At 70.2% G+C, this 15869-nt stretch carries 12 protein-coding genes; 8 read left to right on the top strand and 4 right to left on the bottom strand.

Annotated elements, in window-relative coordinates; translation table 11 throughout:
- Positions 1-39: 39 nt before the first annotated feature.
- From uvrB to ACZ7L7_RS12220, 6 genes are all read left to right on the top strand, one after another.
- Positions 40-2163 (top strand): excinuclease ABC subunit UvrB, encoded by a 2124-nt coding sequence (gene uvrB / locus ACZ7L7_RS12195; RefSeq protein WP_285513262.1) that lies wholly within the window; start codon positions 40-42, stop codon positions 2161-2163.
- 151 nt (positions 2164-2314) lie between these two features.
- Positions 2315-2893 (top strand): TerD family protein, encoded by a 579-nt coding sequence (locus ACZ7L7_RS12200; protein WP_285513263.1) that lies wholly within the window; start codon positions 2315-2317, stop codon positions 2891-2893.
- Between the two features lie 170 nt (positions 2894-3063).
- On the top strand, positions 3064-5064 hold the full coding sequence (locus ACZ7L7_RS12205) for a TerD family protein (RefSeq protein ID WP_472075738.1): 2001 nt from the start codon (positions 3064-3066) through the stop codon (positions 5062-5064).
- Between the two features lie 259 nt (positions 5065-5323).
- Positions 5324-6325: a TerC/Alx family metal homeostasis membrane protein gene (locus ACZ7L7_RS12210; RefSeq protein WP_472075740.1), complete on the top strand. Its 1002-nt coding sequence runs from the start codon at positions 5324-5326 to the stop codon at positions 6323-6325.
- Positions 6326-6454: 129 nt separating this feature from the next.
- On the top strand, positions 6455-6754 hold the full coding sequence (locus ACZ7L7_RS12215; RefSeq protein ID WP_285513266.1) for a hypothetical protein: 300 nt from the start codon (positions 6455-6457) through the stop codon (positions 6752-6754).
- Between the two features lie 73 nt (positions 6755-6827).
- Entirely contained in the window at positions 6828-7928 is a 1101-nt protein-coding gene (locus ACZ7L7_RS12220) for a calcium:cation antiporter (RefSeq protein ID WP_472075742.1), read from the top strand.
- Here the strand turns inward: ACZ7L7_RS12220 and ACZ7L7_RS12225 are convergent.
- Positions 7918-9189 carry an MFS transporter gene (locus ACZ7L7_RS12225; protein ID WP_285513268.1) on the bottom strand — a complete coding sequence of 424 codons (1272 nt, stop codon included), beginning with the start codon at positions 9187-9189 and terminating at the stop codon, positions 7918-7920. The genes ACZ7L7_RS12220 and ACZ7L7_RS12225 overlap by 11 nt on opposite strands.
- Before the next feature lie 86 nt (positions 9190-9275).
- Positions 9276-10322 (bottom strand): S66 family peptidase, encoded by a 1047-nt coding sequence (locus ACZ7L7_RS12230; protein WP_472075744.1) that lies wholly within the window; start codon positions 10320-10322, stop codon positions 9276-9278.
- 107 nt (positions 10323-10429) lie between these two features.
- On the opposite strand from ACZ7L7_RS12230, the gene aroQ reads away from it, so the two are divergent.
- Positions 10430-10903, top strand: coding sequence for a type II 3-dehydroquinate dehydratase (gene aroQ / locus ACZ7L7_RS12235; protein ID WP_285513270.1), 474 nt, complete (start codon positions 10430-10432; stop codon positions 10901-10903).
- Positions 10904-11214: 311 nt separating this feature from the next.
- On the opposite strand, the gene ACZ7L7_RS12240 is transcribed toward aroQ, so the two are convergent.
- Positions 11215-11871, bottom strand: a complete 657-nt coding sequence (locus tag ACZ7L7_RS12240; protein WP_453605937.1) for an MBL fold metallo-hydrolase — start codon at positions 11869-11871, stop codon at positions 11215-11217.
- 9 nt (positions 11872-11880) lie between these two features.
- On the bottom strand, positions 11881-12564 hold the full coding sequence (locus tag ACZ7L7_RS12245) for a maleylpyruvate isomerase family mycothiol-dependent enzyme (protein WP_285513272.1): 684 nt from the start codon (positions 12562-12564) through the stop codon (positions 11881-11883).
- 223 nt (positions 12565-12787) lie between these two features.
- On the opposite strand from ACZ7L7_RS12245, the gene uvrA reads away from it, so the two are divergent.
- Positions 12788-15841, top strand: coding sequence for an excinuclease ABC subunit UvrA (gene uvrA, locus ACZ7L7_RS12250; protein WP_472075746.1), 3054 nt, complete (start codon positions 12788-12790; stop codon positions 15839-15841).
- Positions 15842-15869: the final 28 nt, after the last annotated feature.

Raw genomic sequence — 15869 nt, forward strand, 5'->3', positions numbered from 1 at the left:
CCGGACCGCGTTGTCAGTGGGTGGCCGTACGGTGGATCCATGCGGCCCGTTTCCAGCATCGAACGCACGGTGGCGCCCTTCGAGGTCGTCAGTCCCTACCAGCCCAGCGGCGACCAGCCGCAGGCCATCGCCGACCTCGCCCGGCGCATCAAGGCGGGTGAGAAGGACGTCGTCCTGCTCGGCGCGACCGGCACCGGAAAGTCCGCCACCACCGCGTGGATGATCGAGCAGCTCCAGCGCCCCACCCTGGTCATGGCGCCGAACAAGACCCTGGCCGCCCAGCTGGCGAACGAGTTCCGCGAGCTGCTGCCGAACAACGCCGTCGAATACTTCGTCTCGTACTACGACTACTACCAGCCCGAGGCGTACGTCCCGCAGTCGGACACCTACATCGAGAAGGACTCCTCCATCAACGAGGAGGTCGAGCGGCTGCGCCACTCCGCCACCAACTCGCTGCTCACCCGCCGCGACGTCGTCGTGGTCGCCTCCGTCTCCTGCATCTACGGCCTCGGCACCCCCCAGGAGTACGTGGACCGGATGGTCCCGCTCAGGGTCGGCGAGGAGATCGACCGCGACCAGCTGCTGCGCCGCTTCGTGGACATCCAGTACACGCGCAACGACGCCGCCTTCACCCGCGGCACCTTCCGGGTGCGCGGCGACACCATCGAGATCTTCCCGGTCTACGAGGAGCTGGCCGTCCGCATCGAGATGTTCGGCGACGAGATCGAGGCGCTGTCCACGCTGCACCCGATCACCGGCGAGATCATCAGCGACGACGAACAGCTCTACGTCTTCCCGGCCTCCCACTACGTCGCCGGCCCCGAGCGCATGGAGCGGGCCGTCAACGACATCGAGAAGGAGCTGGCCGAGCGCCTGGCCGAACTGGAGAAGCAGGGCAAGCTGCTGGAGGCCCAGCGGCTGCGCATGCGCACCACCTACGACATCGAGATGCTCCGCCAGATCGGCACCTGTTCCGGCGTGGAGAACTACTCGATGCACTTCGACGGCCGTGAGCCCGGCTCCCCGCCGAACACGCTGCTGGACTACTTCCCGGACGACTTCCTGCTCGTCATCGACGAGTCGCATGTGACCGTGCCGCAGATCGGCGCCATGTACGAGGGCGACGCCTCCCGCAAGCGCACCCTGGTCGAGCACGGCTTCCGGCTGCCCTCGGCGCTGGACAACCGCCCGCTGAAGTGGGAGGAGTTCCAGGAGCGCATCGGCCAGACCGTCTATCTGTCGGCCACCCCGGGCCAGTACGAACTCTCCCGCTCCGACGGCGCGGTCGAGCAGATCATCCGCCCCACCGGCCTGGTCGACCCCGAGGTCGTGGTCAAGCCGACCGAGGGGCAGATCGACGACCTGGTGCACGAGATCCGCAAGCGCACCGAGAAGGACGAGCGGGTCCTGGTCACCACCCTCACCAAGAAGATGGCCGAGGACCTCACCGACTACTTCCTGGAACTGGGCATCCAGGTCCGCTACCTGCACAGCGACGTCGACACCCTGCGCCGTGTGGAGCTGCTGCGCGAACTGCGCGCCGGTGAGTACGACGTCCTGGTCGGCATCAACCTGCTGCGCGAGGGCCTGGACCTGCCCGAGGTGTCCCTGGTGGCCATCCTCGACGCCGACAAGGAGGGCTTCCTGCGCTCGGGGACCTCCCTCATTCAGACCATCGGCCGCGCCGCGCGCAATGTCTCCGGCCAGGTCCACATGTACGCCGACAAGATCACCCCGGCGATGGAGAAGGCCATCGAGGAGACCAACCGCCGCCGGGAGAAGCAGGTCGCCTACAACAAGGCCAACGGCATCGACCCGCAGCCGCTGCGCAAGAAGATCAACGACATCGTCGCGCAGATCGCCCGCGAGGACGTCGACACCGAGCAGCTGCTCGGCACTGGCTACCGCAAGACCAAGGACGGCAAGGGCGCCAAGGCCCCGGTGCCCTCGCTCGGCACCAAGGCGAAGGCCAAGGGCAAGGCCAAGGAGACGGTGCCCACCGACCGCCCGGCCGCCGAACTCGCCGAGCAGATCGAGGAGATGACCGAGCGGATGCGTGCCGCCGCGGCGGATCTGCAGTTCGAGATCGCGGCCCGGCTGCGCGACGAGGTCGCCGAGATGAAGAAGGAACTGCGCCAGATGAAGGAGGCGGGCCTGGCCTGACGGGGCGGGCGGTACACCCGGGGACGCGCAGTGTTGCAAGACCGACACAAAGTGCGGCCCTGGGTACGGCACTGTCAGTGCCCCTGCGTAGGGTTCAGGTCATCCGCGGGCTCCGCGGCCAACAGGGGACGTTCGAGAGGGGAAACAGCGCGTGACCGTCAACATGACCAAGGGTCAGGCCATCAGTCTGCAGAAGAGCGACGGCGGCAGCCTGACCGCGGTGCGCATGGGTCTCGGCTGGCAGGCGGCCCCGCGGCGTGGCCTGTTCGGCTCGCGCACCCGGGAGATCGACCTGGACGCCTCCGCGGTCCTGTTCGCCGACAAGCAGCCGGTCGACGTGGTCTTCTTCCGCCACCTGGTGAGTGACGACGGCTCGGTCCGGCACACCGGTGACAACCTGGTCGGCGGTGTCGGCCAGGGCGGCGACGACGAGGCCATCCTCGTCGACCTGCAGCGGGTCCCGGTCCACATCGACCAGATCGTCTTCACCGTGAACTCCTTCACGGGCCAGACCTTCCAGGAGGTGCAGAACGCCTTCTGCCGCCTGGTCGACGAGACCAACGGCCAGGAGCTGGCCCGCTACACGCTCGCGGGCGGTGGCGCCTACACGGCCCAGATCATGGCCAAGGTGCACCGCAACGGCACCGGCTGGACGATGACGGCCCTCGGCACGCCCGCCAACGGCCGCACCTTCCAGGACCTGATGCCCGCGATCCTGCCGCACCTGTAGGTCCCAGGGCGTGTCGGCCTGGCGGACACGCCCCAGGGGTATTACGTCCGGATCGGCCCGGTGCCGCGGCCGCCCCGCGGCACCGGGCCGATCCGGGTGACAGACCACAGCGGCGCGCGAGCACGCGTACCTCACGACACCGGACACAGCGACACAGGGGGACGAAGGCGATGACGGCCGAGCTGGTGCGGGGGCAGAACCACCCGCTTACCCAGGTCCGTCTGGAGATCCGGGTTTCGGCCGGCGCGCCGATCGTGGCGGGAGCCACGCTCGGCGACGAGAACGGCCGGATCCACGGCACGGAGTGGGTGGCCCATCCGGGCTCGCCCACCCTGCCGGGCCTGGAGGTCTCCCGGCAGGCCGCCGCGGACCACCGACTCGCGGTGGACCTGGACGCCGTGCCGGAAGCCGTGCACCGGGTCAGCGTGCTGCTCGCCCTGCCCACCGGCGTCGGGGGACCGGTCCGCTTCGGCGCGCTCGCCGCCCCCTTCGTCGCGGTCACCGGCCTGGACGGCACCGAGGTGGCCAGCTACACCATCACCGGTCTGGACGCTGAGTCCGCCGTCATCGCCCTGGAGCTCTACCGCCGCCAGGGCGCCTGGAAGGTGCGCGCCATCGGCCAGGGTTACGCGGGCGGCCTGGCCGCGCTCCTCGCCGACCAGAACCTGCCCGAGGCCGGACCGCTGGCAGGCCGCATCAACGAGGCGGTGGCCCAGGGCCTGGCCCGTTCCGTCCCGGCCCCGCCGAGCCGCACCGCCGACACCAGTGACCGGCACCGGCCGCAGACCGCGCCCGCGGTCGCCCCCGACCAGAGCGGCACCGCACCCACCTCGCCCTACGGCACCCAGGGCGCCCCGGGTCCCGTACCGCCCGCGCCGCCCGCCGCGCCGTACGGGGGACAGCCGCCGCAGAACACGCCCCCGGCACAGGGCGACCCGTCCGCCACCGGCGGAGGGGTCAACTACAGCCACCCGAGCCGCCAGACCGCCCCGCCGCCCCCCGCCCCGCCCGCGCCCCCGGCGCAGCCCGGTCAGCCGGGGCAGCCCGTCGCCGGTGACGCGACCGGCTGGTCCATGGAGGAGCGGCTCTACAACCAGGTCTGGGGCATGTTCGAGGACCTGGCCCGGACTGCGGCGGCCTACCGCAGCGCCGTCGACTTCGCCGATTCGCGCATGGAGAAGGAGCTGGACCACGTCCTGTCCGACCCGCGCAGCCGGATCGGCGGCCAGGGCGACGCCGCCCGCGAGGCGGCCCAGGCCAAGCGGGCCCAGCTCGTGGACCAGGCCCGGGCCTCCCTCGACCGGGACGTCGCCCAGCTCAAGGCGGAGTCGGACGTCGTCGAGCCCGCCCTGCCCCCGGCGTACGCGCGCTGGGACAACCCCGTCTGGCATGCCTACCGGGTGCCGATGGAGACGCCCATGGCGCTGCGGCTGGGCGATCTGCGCCTGCCCGAGGCCGAGGAGCTGAGCATCCCGATGCTGGTCCGGCTGCCGCTGGAGCGGGGCCTGTGGATCGACAGCGGCCAGTCCCCTTCGCTGGACGGCGCCTTCCACGACTCGCACGAACTGCGCAGGCTCGCCCTGGACGCGGCCGTGGCGCACGCGGCCCGGCTGCTCGCCGTGTACCCGGCCGGGGACTTCACCGTCCATGTCATCGACCCGGCCGGTTCCGGCGCCCAGGCGCTCGCCCCGCTGGTGCAGACCGGGGTGCTGGCGTCCCCGCCCGCTACCGGCGCGGCGGGGGTGACCGATGTGCTCGGCAGGCTGACCCAGCGCGTGGACCTGGTGCAGATGGCGGTGCGCGGCGGCGCCCCGGAGTCGCTGCCCCCCGGCTTCGACACCTCGGAGCAGCTGCTGATCGTCAACGACTTCCCGCACGGCTTCGACGACCGGGCCGTGAACCAGCTGCGCTACCTCGCCGACGAGGGTCCGTCCGTCGGGGTCCATCTGATGATGGTCGCCGACCGCGAGGAGGCCTCCGCCTACGGGCCCCTGCTGGACCCGCTGTGGCGTTCGCTGCTGCGGCTCACCCCGGTGCCGGAGGACCACCTCGCCGACCCCTGGGTGGGCCACGCCTGGACCTACGAGCCCCCGCTCGTGCCGCCCGGCAGCCAGGTGCTCCAGCAGGTGCTGACCCGGGTCGCCGAGGCGCGCCGCGCTTGGAACCGGTGACCTCACACGGCCTTTACAAAGCAATCGTAAAGCGGCTCTGACCTGGGTTTTTGGTCTCTATTTTACTTACCCCTTTACCTTTCCTTGGTGATGGGGGTACTCTCGTCCGTACGGAGGGGAGTACTCCCTGACTGCTGCGGCGTACCCGTCAATACGGATCCGGTCGGATCCCGGGGCGCCGGCCCGACCGCGGGTGGAAGAGACCTCCGGCAGCGACGACAACGCTGACTCATTGCCGTGACGTACTGCCGGAGGCGCAGTGGATGTTTCCGTGACCCTGTGGGTCCTCACGATCGTGGGCCTCGCCGCCCTGATCGCGGTCGATTTCTTCATCGGCCGCAAACCGCACGACGTGTCCATCAAGGAAGCCGGCATCTGGACCGTGGTCTGGATCGCCCTGGCCGGGCTCTTCGGCCTGGGCCTGCTGGTCTTCGGGGGCGGACAGCCCGCCGGTGAGTTCTTCGCCGGCTTCATCACCGAGAAGTCGCTGAGCGTCGACAACCTCTTCGTCTTCGTGCTGATCATGGCGAAGTTCGCCGTGCCCTCGCAGTACCAGCAGCGCGTGCTGCTCGTCGGTGTGCTCATAGCCCTGGTCCTGCGCGCGATCTTCATCGCCGCCGGTGCCGCGATCCTCGCCAGCTTCGCCTGGGTGTTCTACCTCTTCGGCGCCTTCCTGATCTGGACCGCCTGGAAGCTCATCCAGGAGGCCCGGGCGGACGACGAGGAAGAGGAGTTCGAGGAGAACAAACTCCTCAAGGCCGCCGAGCGCCGCTTCGGCGTCGCCGACCGCTACCACGGCACCAAGCTGTGGATCCAGCAGAACGGCAAGCGGGTCATGACCCCGATGCTCGTCGTGATGCTCGCGATCGGCACCACGGACGTCCTGTTCGCCCTGGACTCCATCCCCGCGATCTTCGGCCTGACCCAGGACCCGTACATCGTGTTCACGGCCAACGCGTTCGCCCTGATGGGTCTGCGGCAGCTGTACTTCCTCATCGGCGGCCTGCTCAGGAAGCTGGTCCACCTCAGCTACGGCCTGTCGGTCATCCTCGGCTTCATCGGCGTGAAGCTGGTGCTGCACGCCCTGCACGAGTCCGGGGTGCACGTCCTGGAGATCAGCATTCCGGTCTCCCTCGGCGTGATCTGCTCGGTCCTGATCGTCACCACGATCACCAGCCTCAGGGCCTCGCGGAAGCAGGCGGAGGCGGAGACGGCGCACTCGGCGGGCGAGGGCGCTCCGAAGGACAGCATCGGCGCCTGACCACGTCGGACGTAGAAAGAACCGTCACCGGGAGAGGTGCCTGGCGATTGCCGCGCACCGCTCCCGGTGATTGCTTTGTTCTGAGCGCGTTCCCCGGCCCGGGGGCGCCGTGGCCGGCGGAGGTTGTCCGTGAAGTTCGTGCAGATCATCGACTTCGAGACCGAGCGGCTCGACGAAATGGAGCAGTTGGTTCAGGAAGTGCGGCAGGGCATGGCCACCAAGGAGGGCGGCCCCACCCACCGCATCCTCCTCAAGGACCGCGACACCCCGGGGCGCTACCTCGCCCTCATCGAGTTCGACTCCTACGAGGAGGCCATGCGCAACAGCGAGGACCCCGACACCAGCAAGATGGCCGAGCGGATGGGCGCGCTGTGCACGCGCGAGCCCCGCTACGTCAACTGCGATCTGCTGGACTCCAGCGACCTGTGACGGTCCGGCACCCGGGTGACGGGCCCCGTACGGCCGACGTGCGGGGCCCGTCACCCTTTGCGACGATCACTGCATGATCACTCGGCTCAGGGCGCTCACCCTCCCGTGGACGTCGATCGTGCCGGTGCTCGCGGTCGTCCTGCTGGTGTTCACCTGGGGCCGGGACCTGCCCGGCGTGGTCGTCGGCGCGGTGACGGTGGTGCTCGCCGGGGCCGTCCTGGCCGCCGTCCACCACGCGGAGGTCGTCGCCCACCGGGTCGGGGAGCCCTTCGGCTCCCTGGTCCTCGCGGTCGCCGTGACGGTCATCGAGGTCGCCCTGATCGTCACCCTGATGGTGGACGGCGGTGCCAAGGGCGCGACCCTGGCCCGGGACACCGTCTTCGCGGCCGTGATGATCACCTGCAACGGCATCGTCGGCCTGTGCCTCCTGGTCGCCTCCCTGCGCCACGGCATCGCGGTCTTCAACCCGGAGGGCACCGGCGCCGCCCTCGCGACCGTCGCCACCCTGGCCACGCTCAGCCTGGTCCTGCCGACGTTCACCACCAGCAAGCCCGGCCCGGAGTTCTCCAGCGTCCAGCTGACCTTCGCCGCGCTCTCCTCGCTGATCCTGTACGGCCTGTTCGTCGCGACCCAGACCGTCCGGCACCGCGACTACTTCCTGCCGATCACCAGGCACGGCGAGATCATCACCGCCGACACCCACGCCGAGGCACCCTCCGCGCGCACCGCGCTGATCAGCCTGGGCCTGCTGGGCCTGGCCCTGATCGGGGTGGTCGGCCTCGCCAAGGCGGTGTCGCCCACCATCGAGTCCGGCGTGGAGTCGGCCGGCCTCGGACACGCCGTCGTCGGCGTCATCATCGCCCTGCTGGTCCTGCTGCCCGAGACGATCGCCGCACTGCGCGCCGCCCGCCGCGACCGCGTGCAGACCAGCCTCAACCTCGCCCTCGGCTCCGCCATGGCCAGCATCGGACTGACCATCCCCGCAGTCGCCCTGGCCACGATCTGGCTCTCCGGACCACTGATCCTCGGCCTCGGCCCCACCCACATGCTGCTGCTCGTCCTGACCGTCGTGGTGGCCTCCCTGACCGTGGTGCCGGGGCGGGCCACACCCCTCCAGGGAGGAGTGCACCTGGTGATCTTCGCCGCCTACCTGGAGCTGGCGATCAATCCATGACCGGCTCCCGCGCGGGGACCGACGCCGGGCGGGTCTCCGGCAGCAGCGCGAAGCAGCCCAGGCTGAGCAGCGCGATCCCGGTCAGATACGCCCCCACGCCCCACGGCACCCGACCGCCCTGCTCGGCGAGCGCGGTCGCCGCGATCGGCGTGAGCGCCCCGCCCAGCACCCCGCCGAGGTTGTAGCCGACCGCCGCCCCGGTGCAGCGCACCCGGGGCTCGTACAACTCCGGCAGATAGGCGGCGATCACCGCGAACATCGTGATGAACGCCAGCATCGCCCCCAGGAACCCGAGGAACATCAGCACCGGCTCCCCGGTCGCCAGCAGCGCGACCAGCGGAAGCATCCACACCGCTGCCGCCGCGCACCCGGCCAGGCACAGCGGACGCCGCCCGTACCGGTCCCCGAGCAACGCGAACACCGGGGTCAGCGCCCCCTTCACCAGCACCGCGCCCATGATGCAGACCAGCATGACCGTACGGCTCACCCCGAGCCGTTCGGTCCCATAGGCCAGGGACCAGGTGGTCACCGCGTAGAAGATCGCGTACCCGATGGCCAGGGCCCCGGCCGTCAGCAGGACCAGCCTCCAGTGGTCGCGCACCACCTCGGCGAGCGGCACGCGCGCGGGCTCGTCGATCCGCAGGAACTGCGGGCTCTCGGCGAGCGAGGACCGCAGCCACAGCCCGGCCACCGCGAGCACGCCCGCCGCCCAGAACGGCACCCGCCACCCCCACGCGGCGAACTGCGCCTGCGACAGCGAGGCGGCCAGCGCCAGCGTCACCCCGTTCGCCAGCAGGAAGCCGACCGCCGGTCCGACCTGCGGAAAGCTCGACCACAGCCCGCGCCGCTCGGCGGGCGCGTGCTCCGCCGTGAGCAGCACCGCCCCGCCCCACTCCCCGCCGAGCCCGAGCCCCTGCAGGAAGCGCAGCACGAGCAGCAGCACCGGGGCCGCCACGCCGATCGTGTCGTACGTCGGCACACAGCCGACCGCCACCGTGGAGGCCCCGGTCAGCAGCAGCGAGGCGACCAGAACCGGCCGCCGCCCGTGCCGGTCGCCGATGTGCCCGAACAGCACGGAGCCGAGCGGCCGGGCCACGAACCCGACCCCGAACGTCCCGAACGCGGCGAGCGTCCCCGCGACCGGCGAGAACGTGGGGAAGAACAGCGGCCCCAGGACCAGCGCCGCCGCGGTCCCGTAGACGAAGAAGTCGTAGAACTCGATGGCCGTCCCGGCGAGCGAGGCAGCCGCGAGCCGGAGCATGGAAGGCGCCTTTGTGGTGCGTACGTCGTGCATGCCGCGTCAACCACCCGCGGTGACCGAGGGTTACGGGGGCGCGGCCCGGATGCTCAGTACGTGACGGTGATGCGCCGGGCCGGGCCGTCGACGCGGACCAGACCGCCGTAGGGGATCACCAGCTGGGGATCGGTGTGGCCGAGGTCCACATCGAAGACCACGGTGGCGTCGGGCGCGTACGTCCGCATGGCGCGCAGTACCGCCTCGCGCTGCTCCTCGGCGTAACGCGCCGCCTCCTCGGGGCTGTTGGGGCGGTCGAAGGACCAGGTCCTCGCGCGGCCCATCAGCAGCGCGGAGAAGCGCTGGAGCAGTCCGCGCTCGCCCATGTTGCGCAGGGTGCGGAAGACCTCGGCGCCGCTCGGCATCTCCTCGGAGGTCTCCAGGAACAACACGCCGCCGTCGTAGACGCTCAGGTCGTGGGAGATCTCGCGGTCGGCCATCAGCAGCCAGCCCAGGATCTCCAGACAGCCGCCCCAGCTGCGGCCCTCCACCACGCGGTCGGCGTTCACCCAGGTCCAGTCGGCGGCCGGACGCATCGACGGCTCCGACTCGAAGGTGGCGGGGTCGGCCCAGTCGCGGTTGATGTCGTTCCAGCTCTCGGCGGGCGAGAGTTCATAGGCGCCCGAGGTGAACAGGGCCGCGCGCAGCGAGTCCGCCGTCCGCGGGTTCATGGCGCCGGGTCGGCCCAGTTCGCACATCACGGACGCGCCGTGGTAGCTGACGATGCCGGTGTTCCACAGATAGGCGAGCAGATTGGTGTTGTCGCTCATCCCGATGAAGGGCTTGGGATTGGCGCGGATCAACTCCCGGTCCAGGTAAGGCAGCACGGTGATCTGGTCGTCGCCGCCGATGGAGGCGATCACCGCCTTGATGCCCGGGTCGGCGAAGGCGGCGTTGACGTCGGCGGCCCGTGCCTGGGGCGTGGCGCCCATCGTGCGGGTCGTCGGGTACTCGACGGGTTCGAGGTCGTACTCCTTGCGCAGCCGCTCCAGCCCTAGTTCGTAGGGGAGCGGGAAGAGTCCGGGCAGACCGGCACCGGCCGAGATGACGGCTATGCGATCGCCGGGGGAAGGCTTGGGCGGATACGAGATCATCGTCATGCCATCGCAGCGTACGGGCCGTCACCGTCCGCTCGCACCGTGATAAACCGGGTCCCAGCAGCGGCCCTTCGAACGGGGCCGCCCACGTCTGACGGACCGGAGGAACCGTGCCCCGCACCCTGGCCAACGCCCCGATCATGATCCTCAACGGCCCCAATCTGAACCTGCTCGGGCAGCGGCAGCCCGAGATCTACGGCTCCGAGACGCTCGCCGATGTCGAGGCGATGTGTGCGAAGGCGGCGGCAGCGCACGGCGGGACGGTGGACCTGCGCCAGTCCAACCACGAGGGGCAGCTGGTCGACTGGATCCACGAGGCGCGTACCGACCACTGCGGCATCGTGATCAACCCGGGCGCCTACTCGCACACCTCCGTCGCGATCCTGGACGCGCTCAACACCTGCGACGGCCTGCCAGTGGTGGAGGTCCACATCTCCAACATCCATCGCCGTGAGTCCTTCCGGCACCACTCCTACGTCTCGCTGCGCGCCGACGGGGTCATCGCCGGCTGCGGGGTGCAGGGCTATGTGTTCGGGGTGGAGCGGGTGGCTGCCCTGGTGGGGGCGGGGCGGGCCGAGGCCTGACAGCCCTGGGCCGCCGGTCGAGGGCGGGGATGTGACCGGCGGCCCGTACCGCGCAGGAGCCGTCATCCTGCCGCGGAATGCTTTCAGTTGACTACGCCACGGCACGCGCCGGGAGCGCGCGCGGTGCGCGGGTGCGTGTGAACCGTTCACACGGGGCGCGCGGAACCTGTCGTACGCCCCGCGCGCACCCTGGGACTCACCACCCGCGCGCGTGAGGCGTCACGCGCCCCGCGTGCACGCCGATCCCCACAACCCCGCGCGGGCTGCTCGCCGTTCCCGAGCGCCGGAGTTCACCACCCGAGCGCCGGAGTTCACCACCCGCGCGTGTGCCACTCCGGAAGATGCGGGCGCTCCGCGCCCAGCGTCGTGTCCTTGCCGTGCCCCGGGTACACCCAGGTCTCGTCCGGGAGCACGCCGAAGATCTTCGTCTCGACATCGTGGATCAGGCTCGCGAACGCCTTCGGATCCTTGTGGGTGTTGCCCACGCCGCCCGGGAACAGACAGTCCCCGGTGAACACATGGGGGTGCCCGTGCGGGTCGTCGTAGACGAGGGCGATCGAGCCCGGCGTGTGCCCGACCAGGTGGCGCGCGGTCAGCTCCACGCGCCCCACGCGGATCACATCGCCGTCGTCGACCAGGACGTCGGTGGGCACCGGGATGCCCTCGGCGTCCTCGCGCCCCGCGTAGGTCCGCGCGCCGGTGGCCGCGACGACCTCCGCCAGCGCCTGCCAGTGGTCGCCGTGCCGGTGGGTCGTGACGACGGACCTGATGCCGTCGTCACCGATCATGCCGAGCAGTGCCTGTGCGTCGTTCGCCGCGTCGATCAGCAGTTGCTCGTCCGTGGCCCGGCAGCGCAGCAGATAGGAGTTGTTGTCCATCGGGCCGACCGCGATCTTGGTGATCATCAGGTCCTTGAGCTCGTGCACGTCCGCCGGGCCGCCGACCGTCACCTCTCCGCTGTACGTCATGTCCGCAGCCTATAGCGGGGGGAGCGCCGGGAGCGGCCCGCCGACGGCGGTCAGCGCCGCGCCGTCACGGCGTCCGCAGAGCCAGCCGAGCAGATCCGCCTGCCGCCCGCTGACGGTGATCGGGTCCCCCTTGCGCCCGGTGGGGATGCGCCGGCCGTTGTCCTGCACGATCATCACGGCGGGTACGTCGGGGTGGTCCCGGAACCGCTGCGTGAGGAAGTTGATCTCGCGCTGGGTGAAGTCCTCGGACAGATCCTCCAGCTCGTAGCCGATGCCGAGGTCCACGTGGTGCAGCTCCACCTCGACCCACCGCCGGAACGGCACCCGGGAGGCGGTGTCGGTGACGCCGTTCCGCAGCTCCACCGTCCGCGACCAGTCCGCGGGCGCCTGCCCGGCCCGCGCGAACCGGGCCGCGCTCTCGCGCACGTCCGCGAGCTGGACGGCGAGGGGGCGGGGCGCGTCCCGCTCGATGTCGGCGTCCCGGGCCTCGCCGCTGACGTACATGGGGCGCCCTTCGAGCACGTTCACGAGGGCGTCCGCGTTGCGGGCGAGGTGGGCGAGGACATGGCCGCGGGTCCAGCCGGGCAGCCGGGACGGCTCGGTGACCGCGTTGTCGTCCAGTTTCGCGGCAGCGGTGAGCAGCCGTTCGGTCGCTTCCTGTACAGACGCCAGGTCATGAGCGTGATCAATCATGCTGCTGACCTTAGTCCCGCCACTCCTTCGGGTGAAGGTGGCGAAGGAGTGCCGTAAATCGAATGCACGTGCTATATGGTCGGAGGTGGCGTCGGGCATTCTGGAGAGCTGGGGATTGTTACGCCTCCGGGAATCCCACCGGCGTTGTCAGTGGCTCCCCCTAGTCTGAGAACGACGGGGGCCCCGCCCCTGTCACTTCTCCCAAAGAAAGGTGCGGACCGGCGTGGCCGACCGTCTCATCGTCCGTGGCGCGCGCGAGCACAACCTGAAGAATGTCTCGCTCGATCTGCCGCGCGACTCGCTCATCGTCTTCACGGGCCTGTCGGGGTCGGGCAAGTCCTCGCTGGCCTTCGACACCATCTTCGCCGAGGGCCAGCGGCGCTATGTCGAGTCGCTGTCCTCCTACGCCCGGCAGTTCCTCGGGCAGATGGACAAGCCGGACGTCGACTTCATCGAGGGACTGTCGCCCGCGGTCTCCATCGACCAGAAGTCGACCTCGCGCAACCCGCGCTCGACGGTCGGCACCATCACCGAGGTCTACGACTACCTGCGCCTGCTCTTCGCGCGCATCGGCAAGCCGCACTGTCCCGAGTGCGGCCACCCCATCTCCCGGCAGTCGCCGCAGGCCATCGTGGACAAGGTGCTGGAGCTGCCGGAGGGCAGCCGCTTCCAGGTGCTGTCCCCGCTGGTCCGCGAGCGCAAGGGCGAGTTCGTCGACCTCTTCGCCGATCTGCAGACCAAGGGCTACTCCCGCGCGCGGGTGGACGGCGAGACCGTCCAGCTCTCCAACCCGCCCACGCTGAAGAAGCAGGAGAAGCACACCATCGAGGTGGTCGTCGACCGCCTCACGGTCAAGGACTCCGCCAAGCGCCGCCTCACCGACTCCGTCGAGACCGCCCTCGGCCTGTCCGGCGGCATGGTCGTGCTGGACTTCGTCGACCTCCCCGAGGACGACCCCGAGCGCGAGCGCATGTACTCGGAGCACCTGTACTGCCCGTACGACGACCTCTCCTTCGAGGAGCTGGAGCCGCGCTCCTTCTCCTTCAACTCGCCCTTCGGCGCCTGCCCCGAGTGCACCGGCATCGGCACGCGCATGGAGGTCGACCCCGAGCTGATCGTGCCGGACGAGGACAAGAGCCTCGACGAGGGCGCCATCCACCCCTGGTCGCACGGCCACACCAAGGACTACTTCGGCCGCCTCATCAACGCCCTTGCGGACGCGCTGGGCTTCCGGACCGACATCCCCTTCGCGGGGCTGCCGCAGCGCGCCAAGAAGGCCCTGCTGTACGGCCACAAGACGCAGATCGAGGTCCGCTACCGCAACCGGTACGGCCGCGAGCGGGTGTACACCACGCCGTTCGAGGGCGCGGTGCCCTTCGTCAAGCGGCGGCACGGCGAGGCCGAGTCGGACGCCAGCCGGGAGCGCTTCGAGGGCTATATGCGCGAGGTGCCCTGCCCCACCTGTGAGGGCACGCGCCTGAAGCCGATCGTCCTCGCGGTCACCGTCATGGGGAAGTCGATCGCCGAGGTCTCGGCGATGTCCATCAGCGACTGCGCGGACTTCCTGGGCGAGCTGAAGCTCAACGCCCGCGACAAGAAGATCGCCGAGCGGGTGCTGAAGGAGGTCAACGAGCGGCTGCGGTTCCTGGTCGACGTCGGCCTGGACTACCTCTCGCTGAACCGCGCGGCCGGCACCCTGTCCGGCGGCGAGGCCCAGCGCATCCGCCTGGCCACCCAGATCGGCTCCGGTCTCGTCGGCGTGCTCTACGTCCTCGACGAGCCGTCCATCGGCCTGCACCAGCGCGACAACCACCGGCTGATCGAGACCCTCGTCCGGCTGCGCGACATGGGCAACACCCTGATCGTCGTCGAGCACGACGAGGACACCATCAAGGTCGCCGACTGGGTCGTCGACATCGGCCCCGGCGCGGGTGAGCACGGCGGCAAGGTCGTGCACAGCGGCTCCCTGAAGGAGCTGCTGGAGAACGCCGAGTCGCAGACCGGCCAGTACCTGTCGGGCCAGAAGTCCATCCCGGTGCCGGACATCCGCCGCCCGCACGACCCGTCCCGGCAGCTCACGGTGCACGGCGCCCGCGAGAACAACCTGCGGGACATCGACGTCTCCTTCCCGCTCGGGGTGTTCACCGCGGTCACCGGTGTCTCCGGCTCCGGCAAGTCGACGCTGGTCAACGACATCCTGTACACGCACCTGGCCCGCGAGCTCAACGGCGCCCGGAGCGTGCCGGGACGGCACACGCGCGTGGACGGCGACGACCTCGTCGACAAGGTCGTGCACGTCGACCAGTCGCCCATCGGCCGCACCCCGCGCTCCAACCCGGCGACCTACACCGGCGTCTTCGACCACATCCGCAAGCTGTTCGCCGAGACCACCGAGGCGAAGGTGCGCGGCTACATGCCGGGCCGGTTCTCCTTCAACGTCAAGGGCGGCCGCTGCGAGAACTGCGCGGGCGACGGCACCATCAAGATCGAGATGAACTTCCTCCCGGACGTCTACGTCCCGTGCGAGGTCTGCCACGGCGCCCGGTACAACCGGGAGACCCTGGAGGTCCACTACAAGGGCAAGTCCATCGCCGAGGTCCTGAACATGCCGATCGAGGAAGCCATGCACTTCTTCGAGGCGGTCCCGGCGATCAACCGCCACCTGAAGACGCTCAACGACGTCGGTCTCGGCTATGTCCGCCTCGGCCAGTCCGCGACGACCCTGTCCGGTGGTGAGGCCCAGCGTGTGAAGCTCGCCAGCGAGCTGCAGAAGCGCTCCACCGGCCGCACGGTCTACGTCCTGGACGAGCCGACCACCGGTCTGCACTTCGAGGACATCAGCAAGCTGCTGAAGGTCCTCGCCGGACTGGTCGACAAGGGCAACACGGTCATCGTCATCGAACACAACCTCGACGTGATCAAGACCGCCGACTGGATCGTCGACATGGGCCCCGAGGGCGGCGCGGGCGGCGGCCTGGTCGTCGCCGAGGGCACCCCCGAGGAGGTCGCCGCGGTCCCGGCCAGCCACACCGGCAAGTTCCTGCGGGAGATCCTCGGCGACCGGATCAGCGACGCGACCTCGGTGAAGGCCCCGCGCGGCGCTGCGAAGAAGACGGCGGCGGCGAAGAAGACCGTCGCCGCCAAGTCGGCCGCCAAGAAGACGGCCACCGCGCGGACGACCAAGACCGCCAACAACACGGCTGCCAAGAAGGCCGCCGGAGCCGCCAAGAAGACGGCCCCGGCGAAGAAGACGGCGACCAGGACCCGCAAGTCCTGACCCCGTCCGGCCGAGCACACCGAGGCGC

The sequence above is a fragment of the Streptomyces sp. NPDC110618 genome (assembly GCF_055657065.1).

What these genes read in the sequence shown, in the direction of transcription:
- uvrB (WP_285513262.1), top strand. Translation starts at nt 40, where the DNA reads ATGCGGCCCGTTTCCAGCATCGAACGCACGGTGGCGCCCTTCGAGGTC.
- ACZ7L7_RS12205 (WP_472075738.1), top strand. Translation starts at nt 3,064, where the DNA reads ATGACGGCCGAGCTGGTGCGGGGGCAGAACCACCCGCTTACCCAGGTC.
- ACZ7L7_RS12220 (WP_472075742.1), top strand. Translation starts at nt 6,828, where the DNA reads ATGATCACTCGGCTCAGGGCGCTCACCCTCCCGTGGACGTCGATCGTG.
- ACZ7L7_RS12225 (WP_285513268.1), bottom strand. Translation starts at nt 9,189, where the DNA reads ATGCTCCGGCTCGCGGCTGCCTCGCTCGCCGGGACGGCCATCGAGTTC.
- ACZ7L7_RS12230 (WP_472075744.1), bottom strand. Translation starts at nt 10,322, where the DNA reads ATGACGATGATCTCGTATCCGCCCAAGCCTTCCCCCGGCGATCGCATA.
- ACZ7L7_RS12240 (WP_453605937.1), bottom strand. Translation starts at nt 11,871, where the DNA reads ATGACGTACAGCGGAGAGGTGACGGTCGGCGGCCCGGCGGACGTGCAC.
- ACZ7L7_RS12245 (WP_285513272.1), bottom strand. Translation starts at nt 12,564, where the DNA reads ATGATTGATCACGCTCATGACCTGGCGTCTGTACAGGAAGCGACCGAA.